This is a genomic window from Methylobacterium adhaesivum (genome assembly GCF_022179065.1).
GTDB lineage: Bacteria > Pseudomonadota > Alphaproteobacteria > Rhizobiales > Beijerinckiaceae > Methylobacterium > Methylobacterium adhaesivum.
In genome coordinates this window covers 16,501-35,630 of record NZ_BPQD01000003.1, presented here as the reverse complement: position 1 = coordinate 35,630, position 19,130 = coordinate 16,501, and the positions used below count along the sequence as shown (strand labels likewise).

Below are 19,130 nucleotides of genomic sequence, written 5' to 3'. Positions count from 1 at the left end.
GGCATCCCTGCCGCGGCCTTCGTGGTTTTTTCCCGTGTGGGACGGGCGTCAGCGCGCGCCCGGCACCGGTCGGGTGGCCGAACCCGAGAACCGGCCGGCGGCGAGGTCGTCCCCCGGCGCCCGGGCGGAGAAGCGGGTGGCCACGGCCGCCGGTTGGGTGAGGCTTCCGGCGGGGGCGCCGTCGAGCTTGGCCTTGGTAACGGCGACACGCACGGGCACCGAACGGCTCGCCGGCTCGGACACCCCTTGCGCGGCGGCAGCGAACAGGGCGCGGAGCTGGAGCTTGGGATCGGCTCCAGCCGGAACGAGCCGGGCCGTGACAGGGCTCGGAGCCGGGGCGGGGCTTGGAGCCGAGGCGGGCACGGAACCGAGATTCGCCATTCCGGCCGCGCCGAGGCCCGCGACCTGGATCGAGGGGCGCGGCGGGGGCAGGGGCATGGCGAGGGCGGCAGCCACGGCAGCGAGTTCGGACGGGCGGCGGGGAGGCAAGGGAATTTCGAGGGAGGGCAGGGCCTCGGACGGCGCGAGGTCCGCCGCCTTACCCGTCTCGGGGGCGCCGGCCGGCTCGGCGGTGAGGAGGCTGCGGGCGTCGCGCCCGTCGCGGCGCAGCAGCGCCGACTTGAGGGTGTCGCCCGCTGCTGGGGCAGCGTAGGCGAGGGCCGCGCGGGCACCGGTCTGGTCGTCGGGGTCGGCGCTCGCCACCACCACGGTGGGCTTGGCGCGGGTCCGCGCCACGGGGACGGGGGCCGGAGCGGGCGTCTCGCTGCTGCTGCCGCCGCCGAACAGGCTGGCGAAGAAGCCCCGGATGCTCGGGCCCTCGTCCTCCTCCACCTGCGCCACCTGGGTGATGCCGAGCACGGTACCGCCGCGGGCCAGCACCTCGGCGCGGGCGAGTTCGTAGCCGGATAGGGGCCGGTTGTCGGAAGGTAGGTGGACGGTCTTGCCGTCAGGGAACAGGCGGGCGAGCTGGTCGTGGGTCATGCGCGGCCAGGAGCGCACGGAGCCGACGTCGAGGTGGACGAAGGGCGAGCCGGCGCGGGGATACCAGCCGACGCCGCCGCGCTGCATCCGCATGCCCACGGCGCGGATCTGATCGATGGAGACGTCGGGCAGGTAGAAATCCATCGCCTTGCCGAGCATGTGCTGGCTGTACTCGGCCACCATCTTCGAGCGCCGCCGCAACATGGCGTTGGTGCCGGGCGAGCGATAGGCCGAGACCACGGTGATGGGCTCCTGCGAGCCGACGGAGCGGTAGGCCTCCCACACGGTGTCGAACAGGCGCGGGTCCATCTTGGTCGGCTCGTCGACCCGCCAGTCGCGCAGGAGCCAATTCAGCTGCTCCAGGGCGGCACGGTCGTAGCGGCCGTCGCGCTTGAACGTGACGGTTAGGCTTTCCTTTGTGTGGCTATGGAAGATCGAGAGGGTGCGGGTGTCGCCATTGGCCGCGGCATCCTGTGTGCCGCGCGTGCCGGCGATGAGGGCGAGCACGATGCCCGAGGTGGCGATGGCCGCCCGTCGCAGACGCGGCTGTGGGGACCCCGGCCGTGGTCCGTGTCGCAGGAACTGACGCACGATGGCCTTACCCTCTCGCCAGATCCCGCCTGCCGCGTCGGATCGTGGTGAACGCAAGGTTGCCGAAAACCGTAAACGTCCGGTTATCGGGGCCTCGGCAGTTCACCGGTTGAGTCACCTTATGGCTAAGATCCAACCGTGGCGAAATCGTGCCCCGCCGTGTGCGGGCGCACGACGGGATGTTGTCCCCATCACGTATCCGTGACCGAGCCGTGTGCTCATTCAGTCTCGTTCAACCAAGCCGTGCGCTTGCTCGGCTGGGCCTACCACCAGCCGGCGGAGGGACGCGGCGGCATCGGCTCCCACAGGCCGGGCGAGCCGAACTCCGCCGGCGGACGGGCGGCGGTGCGGGCGGGCCTCGGCTCCCCGGCCTGCACCTCGCGCACAGGCCTGCGCCGGGCCTCAGCGGCGCGCGGCTTCGGCGACACATCGGGCGCGGCGAGCCGCGGCGCTGGGTTTTGGCCGGAGATCTTGGGGCCGGGAATCTTCGGCCCCGGGGCTTTGGCCACCAGCAGGGTGCCGGGCGCGAGGCCGAGGGCGACCTTCATGCGAGCGTCGTAGCCGTAAAGATCCGGCAGGGTGCGGAACACGCCCGCATCGTCCACGTACGCCGTGAAGTAGGCCAGATGCACCGGCAGCTTCTCGGCGAGGCGCACGGTGCGCTCGCCCTTACCGATGAGCTTCTTCAGTCGCTCGCCCGACCAGGCGTCGGGCAGGACCGCGTCGGCGAAACGGAAGGGGTCGTCCACTCGCACGCAGCCGTGGCTGAGCGCCCGGCGCGACGACGAGAACAGCGTCCGGTTGGGCGTGTCGTGCAGGTAGACCGCGTGGTTGTTGGGGAACATGAACTTGATGAAGCCCAGCGCGTTGCGCTCGCCCGGCGGCTGGCGGACCGAGACGTTGCCGTTGCGGTAGACCACCTCGTAGCCGCGCCGTGCCGCGTAGTTCGGGTCGCGGGCGAGGCCCGGCAGGAACTCGTTCTTCAGGATCGAGGGCGGCACGTTCCAGGACGGATTGACGACGGCGTATTCCATCAGCCCCGAGAAGATCGGCGTCGGGCTCTCGACCTTGCCGACGATGACGCGGGCTTCGTCGCGCTTTCGGCCATCCTTGATCACCCGGACCTGGAATTCGGGGATGTTCACCATCACGTAGTCACGCCCGAGGTCGGCCGGGAGCCAGCGCCAGCGCTCCATGTTGACGATGAGGGCGGCCTCGTCGTCGGAGGAGGGCGCGGCATCGGGGCGGCCGAGGGCCGCCACGGTCTGGTGGGTGAGGGTGCCGGTGGCGGGCAGGCCCCGGCGACGCTGGAAGCCGGCGACGGCAGCCGAGACGGCGGCATCGTAGGCATCGGGTTCGCCCGGCGCGGCGTCGAGGGTCCCGGCGCTGCGGATCGGCAGATCGAAGCGGGTGCGCAGGGCCGGCACCCGTGGGTCCTGCATGCCGACCTTGAGCACCGGTCCGGCGGGAAGCTGCACCGTGGGCTCGGCGCCGCCGCCATGGCCACCCCGGGCGGCGGCGAGACGGGCCTTCAGGGCGAGGTAGCCGGCCTGGGACGGGTTGTAGGACTGGAGCAGCGCCCCGGCCTGCGCGCCCGCCGGGGCGATCCGGCCGAGCACCGCGTCGGCGGCGGGCAGGTCGAGGGTCGGCGTGATGAGGCGGGACAGGCTCGGCAGGTGGATGCGCCCGCCCCGGGCGTCGCGGGCATACAGAACCACCGCCGCCGAGAGCTTGAGCTCGGCCTCGGCCACCTGCGCCTCGGTGAGGGGTTGGGTGCCCAGCACCGGCACCGGATAGGCGGCCGCCTTGAGGCCGTCCTCGCCGGCGGCGGCGAGACGTGCCCCGGCCGCCTTGGCGGCCACCGTATAGGCGCCGTCGACGATCCAGGCCGGCTTGAAGGCGCCAAGGGCATAGAACGCCTGGATCGCCTCGCGATCCTTCGTAGTGAGGCGGGCGAGCAAGGGGGCGGGGTCGGCCAAACGCGCCGCGACGGCGGCCCCCAGCGGGTCGCTCGGCACCGGCGGCGAGGCGGGCGCCTCGGCGACGGGGGCGGGGGTCGCCTCAGGCGCCGGAGCAGCCGCCTCGGGTGGAGACGGCGGCATCACGGGGACGGGTTTCGGCGCCTCCGGGGTTGCCGGATCGACGGAGGCCTTCTGCACCACGGATGCGTCGGTCCGCTCCGATGACACTTCCGGCCGGGCCGGCGGGGCTTCGGCGACCTCGGCATGGGCGGCGTATCCGATGCAGCCCGCAACGAGGGCCGACAGGGCGACGGAGGCGGAGCGCGTGACGCCCATGGATGCAGCTCCTCGAGATCGGCGGGCGCCGATCGGCTGAGTTAACGATATCGACTCGCGCGCCGGGTGCGCAACGGCACGCCCCAAAAGGGGGCGGGCCCGGCTGTTCGCCCTCAGGCGGCTTCCTCGGCCTTGTCGTCGCCGTCGAGGCCGAGATCCTTGAGCTTACGGTAGAGGGTGGATCGGCCGATTCCGAGGCGGCGCGACACCTCCGACATCCGTCCCCGGTAGAATTGCAGGGCGAAGCGGATGATCTCGGCCTCGAGGGCATCCATGGTCTTCATCTCGCCGGTCTCCTCGGCGACGAGGCTCATGCCGTGGGGATCGCGCACCTCGACCCGGACGATCTCGCGCACGGGTTCGAGGGCGCCGACCTGGACCAGGGGCTGCATGGGAGCCGCCGGAATCCGCACGTCGAAACCCTCGACCTGGGCGGCGATCTGCGGGAACTCCGTCACGGTGAGTTCGTCCCCGTCGGCGAGCACCACGGCGCGGAACAGGGCGTTCTCGAGCTGGCGCACGTTGCCGGGCCAACCGTAGCGGGTGAGGAGCGCCATGGCCTCGGGGGTGACGGCCCGGACCTTCTTGCCTTCTTCGGCCGCGAACCGGGCACAGAACGACCGCACGAGATCGGGAATGTCCTCGCGGCGCGCGCGAAGCGGCGGCAGGGTCATGGGGAAGACGTTGAGGCGGTAATACAGGTCCTCGCGGAACCGGCCCTGCTTCACCAGATCGAGGAGCGAGCGGTTCGTCGCCGAGATGAGGCGGATGTCCACCCGCACGCTGCGCTTGGCGCCCACGGGGTCGACCTCGCCCTCCTGCAGGGCCCGCAGGAGCTTCACCTGCGCGTCGAGGGGCAGTTCGCCGATCTCGTCGAGGAACAGCGTGCCGCCCGACGCCTCGACGAACTTGCCCATGTGGCGTTCGGTGGCGCCCGTGAACGCCCCCTTCTCGTGGCCGAACAGGGTCGATTCCACGAGGTTGTCGGGGATCGCCCCGCAATTGACGGTGACGAACGCCTTGCCGCGCCGGTCGCCCGAGCCCTGGATGGCACGGGCGAGCACCTCCTTGCCGACCCCGGACTCGCCCTCGATGAGGACGGGGATGTTCGAGCGGGCCGAGCGCTCGGCCAGCCGCGTCACCCGCTCCATGTCGGGGCTCTTCGAGGTGAGGTCCTTGAAGGTGAGAGAGCCGGAAGCACGCCGGCGCATGCGGCGGACCTCCTCCTCGAGGTGATCGACCTTGAGGGCGTTCTTGATGGAAACCTGCAGGCGCTCGGCGCCGGCGGGCTTCACCACGAAATCGACGGCGCCCGCCCGCATGGCCGTGACGACGGCATCGATGGAGCCGTTGGCGGTCTGGACGATGACGGGCACATCGAGGCCGGACTTGCGCATTTCCGCCATGACGCCGAGGCCGTCGAGGCCCCCGGGCATGACGAGGTCGAGGAGCATCACGTCGATGGATTCGCCCGAGCGCAGGGCGGCGAGACCATCGGTGCCGCTGTCGGCGACCTTCGCGTCGAACCCGAGCCGGCGCACCATCGCCTCGGCGAGGCGGCGCTGCACGGGATCGTCGTCGACGATGAGAACCGTTGTCGACATGAGTTACGCCTGGGTCTCGAAGGGGGGCGGCCGCGCCGCGAGGGGGGCTCGTGACACGGCGCCGGACTGTTTCGTTTCGAGCCGCAGGGTGCCCCAAGAGCGTAAAGCCGCGCTTAACGACGATCCGAATCTCCCGAGGTCCGCGCCGTCGACGCCGCACCCACGGGTTTCGCGCGCGGGGCGGTTGATCGCGGACGCCGCCCGCTCGATATCACGGCCCACGGCGCCCGCGTGCCGTGTCCCCGGACCGTGCCCCCAGGAAGCAGCCCATCATGCCGAGCCGAGCCGTCGCCCATGCCCTCCGCGCGGGCCTCGTCGCCACTCCAGACGGTGCCAGCGCCGCCCGGGCCGCCGCCCACGCGGCCGACCTCGGCGCCCTGCCCGAATGGGATCTCGGCGACCTCTATTCCGGCATCAACGCCCCCGATTTCCGCGCCGACCTCGCCCGCGCAGAGACCGTCTGCCGCGAATTCTCCGAGCGCTTCGCCGGCCGCCTCGCCGACCTCGCCACCGGGCCCGACGCCTCGGCGCACCTCGCCGAGGCGGTGCGGGATTACGAGGGCATCGAGGATCTCCTCGGGCGCCTGATGTCGTTCGCCGGCCTCGTCTACTCGGGCGACACCACCGACGAGGCTCGCGAAAAGTTCTACGGCGACACCCAGGAGCGCCTCACCACGGCCTCCGCCCACCTCCTGTTCTTCGGCCTCGAGCTCAACCGCATCGACGACGCCGCCCTGGACGCCGCCATGGCGGACGGGCCGCTCGCCGCCTACGCCCCCTGGCTCGAGGACCTGCGCCGCGAGAAGCCGTTCCAGCTCGACGACCGCACGGAAAAGCTTTTCCTCGAGAAGTCGGTGACCGGCCGCTCGGCCTGGAACCGCCTGTTCGACGGTACCATCGCGGCCCTGCGGTTCCCCGTGCAGGGCGAGCAGCTCACCCTGGAGCCGACCCTCAACCGCCTGCAGGACCCGGACGGGGCCGTGCGCAAGGAGGCGGCCGGGGCACTGGGCGATGTCTTCCGGGCGAATCTGCGCACCTTCACGCTCATCACCAACACGTTGGCCAAGGACAAGGAGATCAACGACCGCTGGCGCGGCTTCACGGATGTCGCCGAATCCCGCCACCTCTCGAACCGCGTCGAGCCTGAGGTGGTCGACGCCCTGGTGGCGGCCGTGCAGGCGGCTTATCCGCGCCTGTCGCACCGCTATTACCGGCTCAAGGCGAAGTGGTTCGGGGTCGAGGCCCTGCCGTACTGGGACCGCAACGCGCCCCTGCCGAAGGTCGAGCAGCGCACGATTCCGTGGACGGAGGCCCGCGACACGGTGCTCGATGCCTACGGCGCGTTCTCGCCCCGCATGGCGGACATCGCCCGCACGTTCTTCGACCGTAATTGGATCGACGCGCCGACCCGCCCCGGCAAGGCGCCCGGCGCCTTCGCCCATCCGACGGTGCCGTCGGCCCACCCCTACGTTCTGGTGAACTACCAGGGCAAGCCGCGCGACGTGATGACCCTCGCGCACGAACTCGGCCACGGGGTGCATCAGGTGCTTGCCGGCCCCAACGGCGCCCTGATGGCGCCGACGCCCCTGACGCTCGCCGAAACCGCGAGCGTGTTCGGCGAGATGCTGACCTTCCGTCGCCTGCTCGCCGCCACCACGAACACCACCCAGCGCCGGGCGATGCTCGCCGCCAAGGTCGAGGACATGATCAACACGGTGGTGCGCCAGATCGCGTTCTACGCCTTCGAGCGCAAGGTCCACCTCGCCCGTGCCGAGGGCGAACTCACAGCGGAGGCGATCAACGCCCTGTGGATGTCCGTGCAGGCCGAGAGCCTCGGGCCGGCCATCGCGCTGGATGCCGGCTACGAGCCGTTCTGGGCCTATATCCCGCACTTCATCCACTCGCCGTTCTACGTCTACGCCTACGCCTTCGGCGATTGCCTCGTGAACTCCCTCTACGGGGTCTATGCCCGCGCCGAGGATGGCTTCGTCGAGCGCTACTTCGCCTTGCTCTCGGCCGGCGGCGCCAAGCCCTACGGCGAATTGCTGGCTCCATTCGGCCTCGATGCCCGCGATCCGGGCTTCTGGCAGATCGGCCTCACCATGATCGAGGGGATGATCGCGGAACTGGAAGCGATGGAGGGCTGAGCAAAGTTTGGCCGAACGCACCTTCCGTTGTACATTGCGTACAACGGAAGGAGGCTCGCCATGAAGCTTGAAGTCAAGAAGATCGGCAACTCCACCGGGTTGATCCTGCCGAAGGATCTGCTCACGAAGCTCAATCTCCAGCAGGGACAGTGGCTTCACGTCACGGAGTTGCCTGACGGCGGTGTGCGTCTGACGCCCTACGATCCCGATTTCGACAAGGCGATGGCCATCGTCGATGACATCATGGACGAGTACAAGGATACCCTGCGGGCGCTCGCACAATGAGTGAGCCCCGTTGGCTGACATCTCAGGAGGTTATGATCGGCCACGAGCGGCAGCTCGTTCGCTTCGGCGGGCCGCCCGGCCTACGCGATGAGAACGCCCTTGAATCGGCCCTCGCACGACCGATCAACACGTGGCGCTACGAGGACGGGGATTTCGCCGCTTTGGCGGCGGCCTACGCATTCGGCCTCGCGCGCAACCACGCCTTCGTCGACGGCAACAAGCGGATCGCCTTCGTTGCCATGGTGGCGCTCCTCCGATTGAACGGCATTCCCTTCAAGCCTGCGCAAGCCGAGGCGACTCTGGTCATCCGCGCGTTGGCGGCGGGTGAGGTCGAGGAGGCTGGCTTGCTGCGCTGGATCCGCGACAACTGGCCCGCCGCCTGACACCCCGCCCGCGCCGCAACGGCGCAGCGCCCTGGCAGGGGGCGTGGGCAGGCTTATCTCAGGCGGGAGCATCGGTTGGGGACGCCTCCGCAACCGGGATTTGAAGCCCCCGCGAGATTCGAACAGCCCGATGGCCGATCACGACAGCGAAGCCAACCGCTTCTCCGCGCGCGCCAGCCGCTATGCCCGCGTCGGCGCCAATGTCGGTGGGGTCGCGGCCCGCATGGCCGGTGCCCGGCTGTTCGGCGGCAAGGAGGCCCCCACCAACGCGGCGGCCCTGGCCCAGGCGCTCGGCGGCCTCAAGGGTCCGATTATGAAGGTGGCGCAACTCCTTGCCACGGTTCCAGATTTGCTGCCGCCCGAATACGCCGCGGAGCTGCAGAAACTCCAGGCCGATGCGCCCCCCATGGGGGCGGCCTTCGTTAAGCGCCGGATGATGGCCGAACTCGGCGCCGACTGGCAGACCCGGTTCCGTGATTTCGACCTGAAGCCGGCGGCGGCGGCGTCCCTCGGCCAGGTCCACCGGGCGACCGCCCTCGACGGGACGGCGCTCGCCTGCAAGCTTCAGTATCCCGACATGCAGTCGGCCGTGGAGGCGGATCTCAAGCAACTGGAGGTGGCCTTCGCCCTCCACCGACGCATGAGCTCCTGGCTCGATACCCGTGAGATCGCAAAGGAAATTGGCGCCCGGGTGCGCGAGGAACTCGACTACGCCCGCGAGGCCAAGCACGCGCTGCTCTATGGCAACGTCCTGCGCGACGTGCCCGAGGTGCGGGTGCCCGACATCCACCACGACCTCTCGACGAAGCGTCTCCTGAGCTTGGGCTGGCTCGAAGGCGAGCGCATCCTGAACTTTTCGCAATCCCCCCTCGAGGTCCGCAACCGACTGGCACGGGCGATGTTCAAGGCGTGGTGGCATCCGTTCAGCCGCGCCGCCGTGATCCACGGCGACCCGCATCTTGGCAACTACACGGTGTTCTCGGAAGGCGGCGAGGCGCAGGGCATCAACCTCCTCGACTACGGCTGCGTGCGCATCTTCCATCCCCGCTTCGTCGGTGGCGTGGTCGACCTCTATCGCGGGCTTCTCGAGAACGACACGGCGCGAATCGTCCACGCCTACGAGGTCTGGGGCTTCAAGAACCTCAACAAGGAACTCATCGAGATCCTCAATATCTGGGCGCGCTTCATCTACGGCCCAATCCTGGAGGACCGCACCCGCACGGTGGCCGACGGGGTCAAGCCCGGCGATTATGGACGGCGGCAGGCCTTCGAAGTGCATCAGGCCCTGAAGGCACGCGGACCCGTGACCGTGCCGCAGGAATTCGTGTTCATGGACCGTGCCGCCGTCGGCCTTGGGGCGGTGTTCCTCCACTTGCGCTCGGAGCTGAACTACCACCGCCTGTTCGAGGCCGAGATCGAGCGCTTCTCCCTCGCCGATCTTGAAACCCGGCAAGGTGAGGCCCTTACCCGAGCGGGCCTCGCCCTGCCTGCGTGACGACTGTTGGGCCGCCTCCCGCCCGGCGTGACAAAATTTCCTTCGTGGCCTTTGCATGGCACGCATGCTGATTGCGGGGGGCCGGGGCATGCGCTAAATCCCCTTGGAACAAACCAAGACAACACCATGGGGACGACCCTGAGATGGCCAGTTTGAAGACCGCGTCCGGCGTGCAGTACAGCCCGGCCATGGATGAGAAGACTCACGAACAGACCTATCGCGGCTTCGTTCGTTTCGTCGAGATCGGCACCAGCGTCGTCATCTGCTGGGTGCTCGCCCTCGCTGTCGGCGGCATCCACGAGGCTTGGATGACCGCGATCCTCGCCGTCATCATCTCCGGTGCGGCCGGGGCCCTCGGTGCCCTCGCGCCAGCCGTGAGCTGGAAGGCGCCCGCGGCGGTCGCCGTGCTGCTGCTGCTGTATCTCTTCTTCGCCTGACGGCTTTGCCTCTTGTTGGCGTGACGTAGCCTCGGGACGCTGGCATACCAGCGTAGAGGCTCTATATTCCTGTCGATTTACGGCGACCCCGAAGGGTGGCCGAGGGGGACTTCCTGAATGCGCATCGCTGTCCTGACAGAGTCGGATCCGGCTGAACCGCGGGTCGCGGCGGTGCCCGAAACGGTCAAGAAGTTCATCGGTCTCGGCGCCGATGTCACCGTTCAGTCCGGGGCCGGCCTCAAGGCCGGCGTGCCGGATGCGGATTACGCGGCGGCGGGCGCCACCATCGCCAGCTCGGCCGCCGATGCGGCCGGGGACGCCGACCTCGTCCTCAAGGTTCGCCGCCCGATGGCCGACGAGATCGGCCTCCTGAAGCGCGGCGCCACCGTCATCGCCATCATGGACCCCTACGGCAACGAGGAGGCCCTTGGCGCCCTGGCTCAGGCCGGCATCGACACCTTCGCCATGGAGCTGATGCCCCGCATCACCCGCGCGCAGGTGATGGACGTGCTGTCCTCGCAGGCCAACCTCGCCGGCTACCGCGCGGTGGTCGACGGTGCCGCCGAATACGGTCGCGCCATGCCGATGATGATGACCGCCGCCGGCACCGTGCCGGCCGCCCGCGTCTTCGTGATGGGCGTCGGCGTCGCCGGCCTCCAGGCCATCGCCACCGCCCGCCGCATGGGCGCCGTGGTCACTGCCACCGACGTGCGCCCCGCCACCAAGGAACAGGTCGAGTCCCTCGGCGCCAAGTTCGTGGCGGTTGAGGACGAGGAATTCAAGCAGGCCGAGACCTCGGGCGGCTACGCCAAAGAGATGTCGGCGGAGTACAAGAAGAAGCAGGCCGAGCTCGTGGCGACCCACATCGCCAAGCAGGACATCGTCATCACCACGGCCCTCATCCCCGGCCGTCCGGCCCCGCAGCTCGTCTCCGCCGACATGGTCGCGACCATGAAGCCCGGCTCGGTGCTCATCGATCTTGCGGTGGAGCGCGGCGGCAACGTCGAGGGTGCCAAGGCCGGCGAGATCGTCACCACGGATCACGGCGTGAAGATCGTCGGCCACCTCAACGTGCCCGGGCGCCTCGCCGCCACGGCGTCGAACCTCTACGCGCGCAACCTCTACGCCTTCGTCGAAACGTTGATCGACAAGGAGACGAAGTCCCTGGCGGTGAAGCGGGACGACGAACTCGTCAAGGCGACGAACCTGACCCATGACGGCCAGGTCGTTCACCCCGCCTTCCAGACTCAATCCTGATTTCGCCGGAGGATACGATGGCCACGCTTTCCCCCGATCAGGCCGCCGAGCAGGCGCGCGGCGCCGCCGCTGCGGCCCGAACCGCCGCAGAGGTGGCGCAACAGCATGCCGCCGCGGCGAAGAGTTACGCCGACGGTCTCTCCCACGGGCTCTCGGCCGTGACCCACGGCGCCGTCGACCCGACGGTGTTCCAACTCGCCATCTTCGTGCTGGCGATCTTCGTCGGCTACTACGTGGTCTGGTCGGTGACGCCGGCCCTCCACACCCCCCTCATGTCGGTGACCAATGCCATCTCGTCGGTGATCATCGTCGGCGCCATCCTCGCCGCCGGCGTGCCGCTCATCGAGCACGGCACCGGCTGGGCCCGCTTCTTCGGCTTCCTCGGCATCGTTCTCGCCAGCGTGAACATCTTCGGCGGCTTCCTCGTCACCCAGCGCATGCTCGGCATGTACAAGAAGAAGGCCTGAGACATGTCCCAGAACGTCTCGGCCCTCCTCTACATCGTCTCCGGCGTCCTGTTCATCATGGCGCTGCGGGGGCTCTCGCACCCCACCACCTCGCGGCAGGGCAACCTGTACGGCATGGTCGGCATGGGGCTCGCCGTCCTCACCACCCTCGTCGGCCATCCGCCGGCGGGCTTCGGCGCCTGGATCATCGTGCTGCTGGGCCTCGCCATCGGCGGCGGCGCCGGCGCGGTCATCGCCAAGCGCGTGCCCATGACCGCCATGCCCCAGCTCGTGGCGGCCTTCCACTCCCTCGTCGGCCTCGCGGCCGTGGCGGGCGCGGCCGGCACTCTCTACGCGCCGCAGGCGGTGGGCATCCTTGAGAACGGCCACATCCACAAGGAGTCGCTGTTCGAGATGGCGCTGGGCGTCGCCATCGGCGCCATCACCTTCACGGGCTCCGTCATCGCCTTCGCCAAGCTCGACGGACGCATGTCCGGCAAGCCGATCATGCTGCCCCAGCGCCATGCCATCAACATCGCGCTAGGCATCGCCCTCGTAGCCCTCATCGCGATCTTCATCGGCACCGAGAGCAAGGCGATCTTCTGGCTCATCGTGCTCCTGTCCTTCGCGCTGGGCGGCCTGCTCATCATCCCCATCGGCGGCGCCGACATGCCCGTCGTCGTGTCGATGCTGAACTCCTACTCGGGTTGGGCGGCGGCCGGCATCGGCTTCACCCTGGGCAACCTCGCACTCATCATCACCGGCGCCCTCGTGGGCTCCTCGGGCGCGATCCTGTCCTACATCATGTGCAAGGCGATGAACCGCTCGTTTATCTCCGTGATCCTCGGCGGCTTCGGCGGCGATGCCGCGGCGGCGGCCGGCGGCGGGGCCGTCGAGACCCGGCCGGTGAAGCAGGGCTCGGCCGACGACGCGGCCTACATCATGAAGAACGCCGAGCGCGTCATCATCGTGCCGGGCTACGGCATGGCGGTGGCCCAGGCCCAGCACTCGCTCCGCGAGATGGTGGACCTGCTCAAGAAGGACGGCGTGGAGGTGAAGTACGCCATCCACCCCGTCGCGGGCCGCATGCCCGGCCACATGAACGTGCTGCTCGCCGAGGCCAATGTGCCCTACGACGAGGTCCACGAACTCGAGGACATCAACGGCGACTTCCCGCAGGCCGACGTCGCCTTCGTCATCGGCGCCAACGACGTCACCAACCCGGCCGCCAAGACCGACAAGACCTCGCCGATCTACGGCATGCCGATCCTCGACGTCGAAAAGGCGAAGACCGTGCTGTTCATCAAGCGCGGCATGGGCTCGGGCTATGCCGGCGTCGAGAACGAGGTGTTCTTCCGCGACAACACCATGATGCTGTTCGGCGACGCCAAGAAGGTCGTCGACGCCATCGTCAAGAACCTCTGATCTCCAGGCGGGCCTCGCCGCGAGGTAGGCCTCGCCCGCACGGTCAGGACAGGATACGGGGTCGGCGTCCATCGCCGGCCCCGTCTTCGTTTCCGGGGCACGGTGGGACTGGAGTAGGGTCCCCGCGTGTCAGACGAGTCCCCCCGCGCCTTCCTCGACGTGTCCCGCTCGATCCTCGGACGGCCGTGGCGCGATCGCTGCGCCGATCCGGCGCTGCAGGCCTACGCCGCCACCATGACGCAGGCCCACGGGTTGCCGGACCTCCTGGCCCGCGTGCTCTCGGGGCGCGGCATCCGCCCGGCGGAGGTCGACGCCCACCTCAACCCGCGCCTGCGCGACCTGATGCCGGACCCCGCCTGCCTCGTGGACATGGAGGCGGCTGCCGCGCGCCTCGCCCGCGCCGTCGCCACGAGCGAGACCGTGGCGATCTTCGGCGATTACGACGTGGACGGGGCAGCGTCCGCCGCGCTGCTCGCCGCCTACCTGCGGGCCTTCGGCCTCGATGTCCGCATCCACATTCCCGACCGCATCACCGAGGGCTACGGCCCGAACGCCGCCGCCGTGACGAACCTATGGGAGGCCGGCGCCACCCTCCTCGTCTGCGTCGACTGCGGCACCAGCGGCCACGCCCCCCTGGAAGCGGCGCGGGCCCTCGGCCTCGACGTCGTGGTCCTCGACCATCACGGAGCCCCCGAGACCCTGCCGCCGGCCGAGGCCCTTGTGAATCCCAACCGCCTCGACGACCTGTCGGGCCTCGGGCACCTCTGCGCGGCGGGCGTTGTGTTCCTCACCCTCGTCGCCCTCAACCGCCGCCTGCGCCATGACGGCGTGGCGAACGCGCGCCTGCCCGATCTCACGGCCGCCCTCGACCTCGTGGCGCTCGCCACCGTCGCCGATGTGGTCCCCCTGATGGGACTCAACCGTGCCTTCGTGGTCCAGGGCCTGAAGGTGATGCGCGGGCGGGGACGCCCCGGCCTCGCTGCTCTCCTGGACGCCGCCGCCTTGAGCGAGGCGCCGGAAGCTTGGCATCTCGGCTATCTCGTTGGCCCACGCATCAACGCGGGCGGCCGCATCGGCGAGGCCGGCCTCGGCGCGCGGCTGCTGACCACCTCCGACGGGGCGGAGGCCGCCCGCATCGCCGCCGAGCTCGACCGGCTCAATCGGGAGCGGCAGACCATCGAGGCCGAGGCCGTCGCCGCCGCCGAAGCCGAGATGGACCATGCGCTGACGCACGACCCCGACCGCCCGGTGCTGGTGACGGCCTCGGCCGACTGGCATCCGGGCGTCGTCGGCCTCATCGCCGCCCGTCTGAAGGAACGCTTCGGCCGTCCCGCCTTCGCGTTCGCCGTGCGGCCCGACGGCACCGCCACGGGCTCGGGCCGCTCCATACCGGGAGCCGATCTCGGCCGCGCCGTGCGGGCGGCGGTGGAAGCCGGTCTCGCCCTCAAGGGCGGCGGCCATGCCATGGCGGCCGGCATCACCCTGGGCAGCTCCGACACCAGCGCGTTCTCGGCCTTCCTCGCCCACGACCTCGCCGAGGCCGTGCGCGAAGCGCGCGCCGTCGAAGCCCTCCTTCTCGACGGTACGGTGAGCGCGGGAGGTGCCACGGCCGAGGTGGTGCGTCTGCTCCAGCGCGCCGGGCCGTTCGGCTCGGGCGCCCCGGAACCGGTCTTCGCCCTGCCGCGGCACCGCATCGTCGACGCGGGACTCGTCGGCAACGGCCATGTTCGCGCCCGCCTGCGCAGCCGAGACGGCCAGACTGTCGGCGCCATCTGCTTCCGGGCGGCCCAAGGTCCCCTCGGGCAGGCCATCCTCGGCGGAATCGGACGCGAGTTCCACGTCGCCGGCACCCTTTCGGTGGACAATTGGCGCGGGGCCGATCGCGCCCAGGTCCGGATCTGCGACCTCGCCCGCATCGAGTGATCCAGCGCCTCAGGACGCCCGAGGCCGCCCGGCAGCGGGGCCGCGCCAAACATTGCCGCGATCCCCGTTGACACCCGCGCAAGGCCTCATCATAAGGACCCGCGCGCTGCCCACGGGCGGCGGTTTGGGGGAATGTCCCGAGCGGCAAAGGGGGCGGACTGTAAATCCGCTGCGTAAGCTTCGTAGGTTCGAGTCCTACTTCCCCCACCAAACGTCTTTCGGGACACGAGCGCTCAGGTTAAGCTCTCCGTCTCGACACTCGGCGGCCTCGGCCCCGATGCGGGTGTAGCTCAATGGTAGAGCAGCAGCCTTCCAAGCTGAATACCCGGGTTCGATTCCCGGTACCCGCTCCACTCGTTCCATCCTGACATCGATAGCGCAGGCCCACCTCTGTCCATTCCGAGGGCAGCGAGACTTCGCCCGGTATAGGCCCAGCCTCAATCGCCCCGTGCCTCTTCCATCGAGGGATCCGAGACGTATTCGACGTTCGGTTCGCCTCAGCCCGATCGGCTGCGGCCCGAGTCCTGCGGCACCTTGCTGGTATGTGCCTCGATCCAACGCGGCGAGAGGATATCGCCAGCCTCCGTAATGATCCAAGGCCGTGCATCGTGCCGGTCGATGGCTTCGGCCGCAGCCTCGAGGGCCTCCCGGAGGGTGGCGAACTCACGGCTTTCGGCCGTGTGCGCGGGCCTGCCTTTCGGCCAGACCGTCATCTCCGCGCGCTGGTCCAGATCTTTCAGCATCCTACGATCGACCCTGCGATCCCATGAGATCGCCGTTCGTGTTCGTCGCAAAACGCCCGCGGCACCGTCGGCTTCACAGCGGGAACCGGGCACGCCCAGGCGTTTTGTGAAGACGCTCCTAAAGACTGATCGCGCGTCGGTCTCGTGACAACTCGCAAAGAATCATCGTCACTGGATCCGCGTCGATCAAGGCTCGGCCCTGTCCGGCGCCCATCGTGCGCATGCGCGCGGAAGGCCTCCCGCCTACGATGGGCGTGACGCGATCCGGGCCACCTCGGGCCTGTCAGCGGTGATGCGCGGAGACGGCCCGCAGGACTTCGCCCGAGAGGTCCTTACCGACCTTGTGCGCGATATCGCCGAGACTCACCATGCCGATGATGTTCTCATCACGATCGGTGACGGGAAGGCGTCGGACTTTCTTCTTTTCCATCGTGTCGATGGCATCGGCGATGTCGTCGTCGGGCGTGCAGCAGACGACCCGGCCGCTCATGATGTCCTTCGCGGTCATCCGATTGAAATCGCCGCCGTTCGCCAGGGCGCGACAGGCGATGTCGCGATCGGTGACCATTCCCACCAGACGCCCCCCGGCCTTGACCGGCAGTGCGCCGATATCGGCATCGCGCATCTGTTTGGCGATGGCGGCCACGGGCGTCGCGGAATCGGCGAATTCCGCACCCTTGTGCATCACATCTTTGACTTTCATCGATGGCTCCTGTCGTCGGATGCTGATCCGGAAGATCATGCGGAGCATGTCGCAGAAGATCTCGACCGAGAGTGCTCTCCCAAATCGCTCGGCCACTGTCGATGCCGGGCAACCCGGTGCGACGGGCATTCCATCGTGGACCTGAATCCGAACCACGCCGGGGATCGCGTCGAACCTAGCGAGCTTCGGGCCCTCCACTGGCTTCCGCGTTGATCTGAATCAACGCGACGGACGACGGTGGGCAGCATCTCCGGGTCCGAACGCTTCGGCCGATCCGTGTCCCTCGACCGGACGTGTTCGATTCGATTCACGACGGCGTCGACAGCCTCATCGGGCGTCGATCTCCGACACGACCCGTGTGAGGTATCAATGCGGCTGGGGGCTCCGCTCGAGCCAGGGCATGCAGCCGGTTGAACCGCAACGCTTGATCGCCCGCGCCCGCATTCTCGGCGATCGCATCGATACGGCGGGTCTCGAACGCAAAGACACGCTCTCGATCAATCCGCTCGCCTTCCGGGCCGGGCGCGGCTTCGCCGTGGTCTTCCGTTACGGAGTCGTCGTCACCGTTGGGCTGTCCCCAATCGAGGAGGACGAGATCGCCGCCGGCCTGCGGATGCGTGTTCGCAGTCCGCTGACGCGCCCGGAGGAAGAGACCGCCACCATCGAGATCGCACCAGAGCACGACGATCAGGTCGTGCCGGGCGGCAAGATCGCCATCCGCCAGCTGACGCCCGAACGCCTGATCGTCATCGCCGACATTCTGGCCAAGAGCACCGCCCTGGCGCAGAACGAGATCGAGGTCGCGGCCGTGTTCGATCTCATCGAGCCGCTGGCGCGGCGCCTCGCTGAGAAGGGGCGTGCGTCCGGGGGGCGCCGGGCCATCCTCAAGCATATCGGGAGCACGCTGCTCGTCCAGCACCGGGTGTCGGGCCGCGTCGCCGTCGAGGAGAAGCCGGACGTGCTCTGGGATCAGTCGGGCCTGGAACGCCTCTACGCCCGCACTGAGGACGAATACGAGCTGCGGGAGCGGACGGCCACCCTGCATCGCAAGCTCGCCGTGATCAGCGAGACGGCGACCGTCCTCACCGACCTGATCCAGACGAACCGCTCCCTCCGCCTGGAGGTCGTGGTCGTCCTGCTGATCGCCCTCGAGATCGCGATCAATCTCCTCCCGCTGGCGCATGCCCTGAACCGGTGAGGCCGCGGCGCCGAGGGGGGGTCGTAGGGCCCGGCATCGGCGCGCGCTTTGCGCGAGATATCTATTCGTCCCCCATCTCCTCGTGTTCGACGAGAGCGTCCTCCGCAGCAGAATCCCTGATGTAATCCGCAAGATCTTCAAGGATGACTTTAATCTGCTTTTCCGTCGCGATGATCTGGTATGCGTCTCCGGTCTCATCCTCGATGGTGAGCAGGCATCCGGACGGCGTTTCCTCCATGAGGATTTGATCGAGCTTTCTGATCGGGCTCATGGCGTCGGGCCCTCCTGCAGCCATTTCGCGACCGACGTGATCGTGAGACTTTGTCAACAGATGACCAGACCGGCGTTGATTTCGATCAAGGCCAGCCGAAGCCGCCCCCATCCCTCAATGTGAATCATCGCGATCGTCGCCCCGACCGGATGCATCTCCCTCGATCCATCGCAAGCCGAGCCGATGGCGCCGCGGTGCGCGAGACCGCGCACCGGATCATTGATCCGGGGTGGCTGTCTGCGTAGACAAAGCCGCGCAGGGAGAAACCATGTCATCCGCAGTCAGAACACTCGTCCTCGTGCGGCATGGGCAAAGCACCGACAACGAGCACAACCTATTCTCCGGGTTTCGCAATCCGGGTTTGACGGCACGGGGTGTAGCAGAGGCGAAGCGCGCTGGGCGTAAGCTGAAGGAGCTCGGGTTTCACTTCGACATCGCGTTCTCGAGCAAGCTGGATCGGGCGCAGCACACCCTGGCGCTCATGTTGGAGCAGTTGGAGCAGGCTGATCTCCCGGTCCGGTCCGAGAGCGCGCTGAACGAGCGGGATTACGGTGAACTCTCGGGCCTGAACAAAGCGGAAGCGCGCAGCCAGTGGAGCCCGGAACGAGTTCACCTCTGGCGCAAATCCTACGATGCGGTTCCCCCGGGCGGTGAAAGCCTCGCCATGACGGCCGCCCGGACGGTTCCGTTCTACAAGGAGGTGCTCGCTCGAAGCGTTCAGAACGGGCAACGGGTGCTGGTCGTCGCGCACGGCAACTCGCTTCGCTCCATCGTCATGCATCTCGAGGCCATGAGCCCCGAGGCCCTGATGGACTTCAACATCACCACCAGCGAGATCCTGATCTACAGGTTCTCGGAGACCGGCGCGGTGCTCGGGAAAACCTCCGTCGTCGCTCCGTCCACGCTCGGATGATCGCGGGACCGGCCGATCTTCGAGCCCGGAG

The 19,130-nt window shown here is 68.8% G+C and carries 17 protein-coding genes and 2 tRNA genes; 13 read left to right on the top strand and 6 right to left on the bottom strand.

The genetic code is table 11. The features are described 5' to 3' along the window. Window positions 1–48: 48 nt before the first annotated feature. The 3 genes from MFF01_RS03920 to MFF01_RS03910 all read right to left on the bottom strand — a co-directional run bounded on the left by MFF01_RS03920 (window position 49) and on the right by MFF01_RS03910 (window position 5,473). Window positions 49–1,572, bottom strand: a complete 1,524-nt coding sequence (locus tag MFF01_RS03920; protein WP_238222222.1) for a peptidoglycan L,D-endopeptidase MepK — start codon at window positions 1,570–1,572, stop codon at window positions 49–51. A 263-nt stretch (window positions 1,573–1,835) separates the two neighbouring features. Beyond that, the gene (locus MFF01_RS03915) at window positions 1,836–3,869 is read right to left on the bottom strand and encodes a L,D-transpeptidase family protein (RefSeq protein ID WP_238222221.1); all 2,034 of its coding nucleotides are present in this window, start codon (window positions 3,867–3,869) and stop codon (window positions 1,836–1,838) included. 113 nt (window positions 3,870–3,982) lie between these two features. Next, window positions 3,983–5,473 (bottom strand): sigma-54-dependent transcriptional regulator, encoded by a 1,491-nt coding sequence (locus MFF01_RS03910; RefSeq protein WP_238222219.1) that lies wholly within the window; start codon window positions 5,471–5,473, stop codon window positions 3,983–3,985. Window positions 5,474–5,745: 272 nt separating this feature from the next. Between MFF01_RS03910 and MFF01_RS03905 the strand changes: the two genes are divergently transcribed. The 11 genes from MFF01_RS03905 (at window position 5,746) to MFF01_RS03855 (ending at window position 15,624) form a co-directional block, all read left to right on the top strand. Continuing rightward, complete coding sequence (locus MFF01_RS03905; protein WP_238222217.1) at window positions 5,746–7,620, top strand: M3 family oligoendopeptidase; 1,875 nt, start codon at window positions 5,746–5,748, stop codon at window positions 7,618–7,620. Window positions 7,621–7,680: 60 nt separating this feature from the next. Further along, a complete protein-coding gene (locus MFF01_RS03900) occupies window positions 7,681–7,905 on the top strand; it encodes an AbrB/MazE/SpoVT family DNA-binding domain-containing protein (protein ID WP_238222216.1) in 225 nt (74 codons plus the stop codon). Further along, entirely contained in the window at window positions 7,902–8,288 is a 387-nt protein-coding gene (locus tag MFF01_RS03895; RefSeq protein ID WP_238222215.1) for a type II toxin-antitoxin system death-on-curing family toxin, read from the top strand. The genes MFF01_RS03900 and MFF01_RS03895 overlap by 4 nt, the downstream gene beginning before the upstream one ends. A 130-nt stretch (window positions 8,289–8,418) precedes the next feature. After that, entirely contained in the window at window positions 8,419–9,783 is a 1,365-nt protein-coding gene (locus MFF01_RS03890) for an ABC1 kinase family protein (protein ID WP_238222214.1), read from the top strand. A gap of 143 nt (window positions 9,784–9,926) precedes the next feature. Continuing rightward, window positions 9,927–10,220 (top strand): aa3-type cytochrome c oxidase subunit IV, encoded by a 294-nt coding sequence (locus tag MFF01_RS03885; RefSeq protein WP_238222213.1) that lies wholly within the window; start codon window positions 9,927–9,929, stop codon window positions 10,218–10,220. Between the two features lie 117 nt (window positions 10,221–10,337). Further along, entirely contained in the window at window positions 10,338–11,477 is a 1,140-nt protein-coding gene (locus MFF01_RS03880) for a Re/Si-specific NAD(P)(+) transhydrogenase subunit alpha (protein ID WP_238222212.1), read from the top strand. A gap of 17 nt (window positions 11,478–11,494) precedes the next feature. Continuing rightward, window positions 11,495–11,944: a proton-translocating transhydrogenase family protein gene (locus MFF01_RS03875; protein ID WP_238222210.1), complete on the top strand. Its 450-nt coding sequence runs from the start codon at window positions 11,495–11,497 to the stop codon at window positions 11,942–11,944. A 3-nt stretch (window positions 11,945–11,947) separates the two neighbouring features. Then, window positions 11,948–13,348 carry an NAD(P)(+) transhydrogenase (Re/Si-specific) subunit beta gene (locus MFF01_RS03870; protein WP_238222209.1) on the top strand — a complete coding sequence of 467 codons (1,401 nt, stop codon included), beginning with the start codon at window positions 11,948–11,950 and terminating at the stop codon, window positions 13,346–13,348. 234 nt (window positions 13,349–13,582) lie between these two features. Next, on the top strand, window positions 13,583–15,271 hold the full coding sequence (gene recJ / locus MFF01_RS03865) for a single-stranded-DNA-specific exonuclease RecJ (protein ID WP_290346172.1): 1,689 nt from the start codon (window positions 13,583–13,585) through the stop codon (window positions 15,269–15,271). 126 nt (window positions 15,272–15,397) lie between these two features. Then, window positions 15,398–15,481, top strand: a tRNA-Tyr gene (locus MFF01_RS03860). A 69-nt stretch (window positions 15,482–15,550) separates the two neighbouring features. Beyond that, window positions 15,551–15,624, top strand: a tRNA-Gly gene (locus MFF01_RS03855). A 144-nt stretch (window positions 15,625–15,768) separates the two neighbouring features. On the opposite strand, the gene MFF01_RS03850 is transcribed toward MFF01_RS03855, so the two are convergent. Then, the gene (locus tag MFF01_RS03850) at window positions 15,769–16,014 is read right to left on the bottom strand and encodes a hypothetical protein (RefSeq protein WP_238222197.1); all 246 of its coding nucleotides are present in this window, start codon (window positions 16,012–16,014) and stop codon (window positions 15,769–15,771) included. Between the two features lie 283 nt (window positions 16,015–16,297). Next, a complete protein-coding gene (locus MFF01_RS03845; protein ID WP_238222195.1) occupies window positions 16,298–16,765 on the bottom strand; it encodes a CBS domain-containing protein in 468 nt (155 codons plus the stop codon). Window positions 16,766–17,117: 352 nt separating this feature from the next. On the opposite strand from MFF01_RS03845, the gene MFF01_RS03840 reads away from it, so the two are divergent. Further along, entirely contained in the window at window positions 17,118–17,915 is a 798-nt protein-coding gene (locus tag MFF01_RS03840; protein WP_238222193.1) for an RMD1 family protein, read from the top strand. A 61-nt stretch (window positions 17,916–17,976) separates the two neighbouring features. Here the strand turns inward: MFF01_RS03840 and MFF01_RS03835 are convergent, their stop codons facing one another. Beyond that, a complete protein-coding gene (locus tag MFF01_RS03835) occupies window positions 17,977–18,186 on the bottom strand; it encodes a hypothetical protein (RefSeq protein WP_238222191.1) in 210 nt (69 codons plus the stop codon). Window positions 18,187–18,454: 268 nt separating this feature from the next. On the opposite strand from MFF01_RS03835, the gene MFF01_RS03830 reads away from it, so the two are divergent. Next, complete coding sequence (locus MFF01_RS03830; protein ID WP_238222190.1) at window positions 18,455–19,099, top strand: 2,3-bisphosphoglycerate-dependent phosphoglycerate mutase; 645 nt, start codon at window positions 18,455–18,457, stop codon at window positions 19,097–19,099. The last annotated feature ends 31 nt before the right edge of the window (window positions 19,100–19,130 follow it).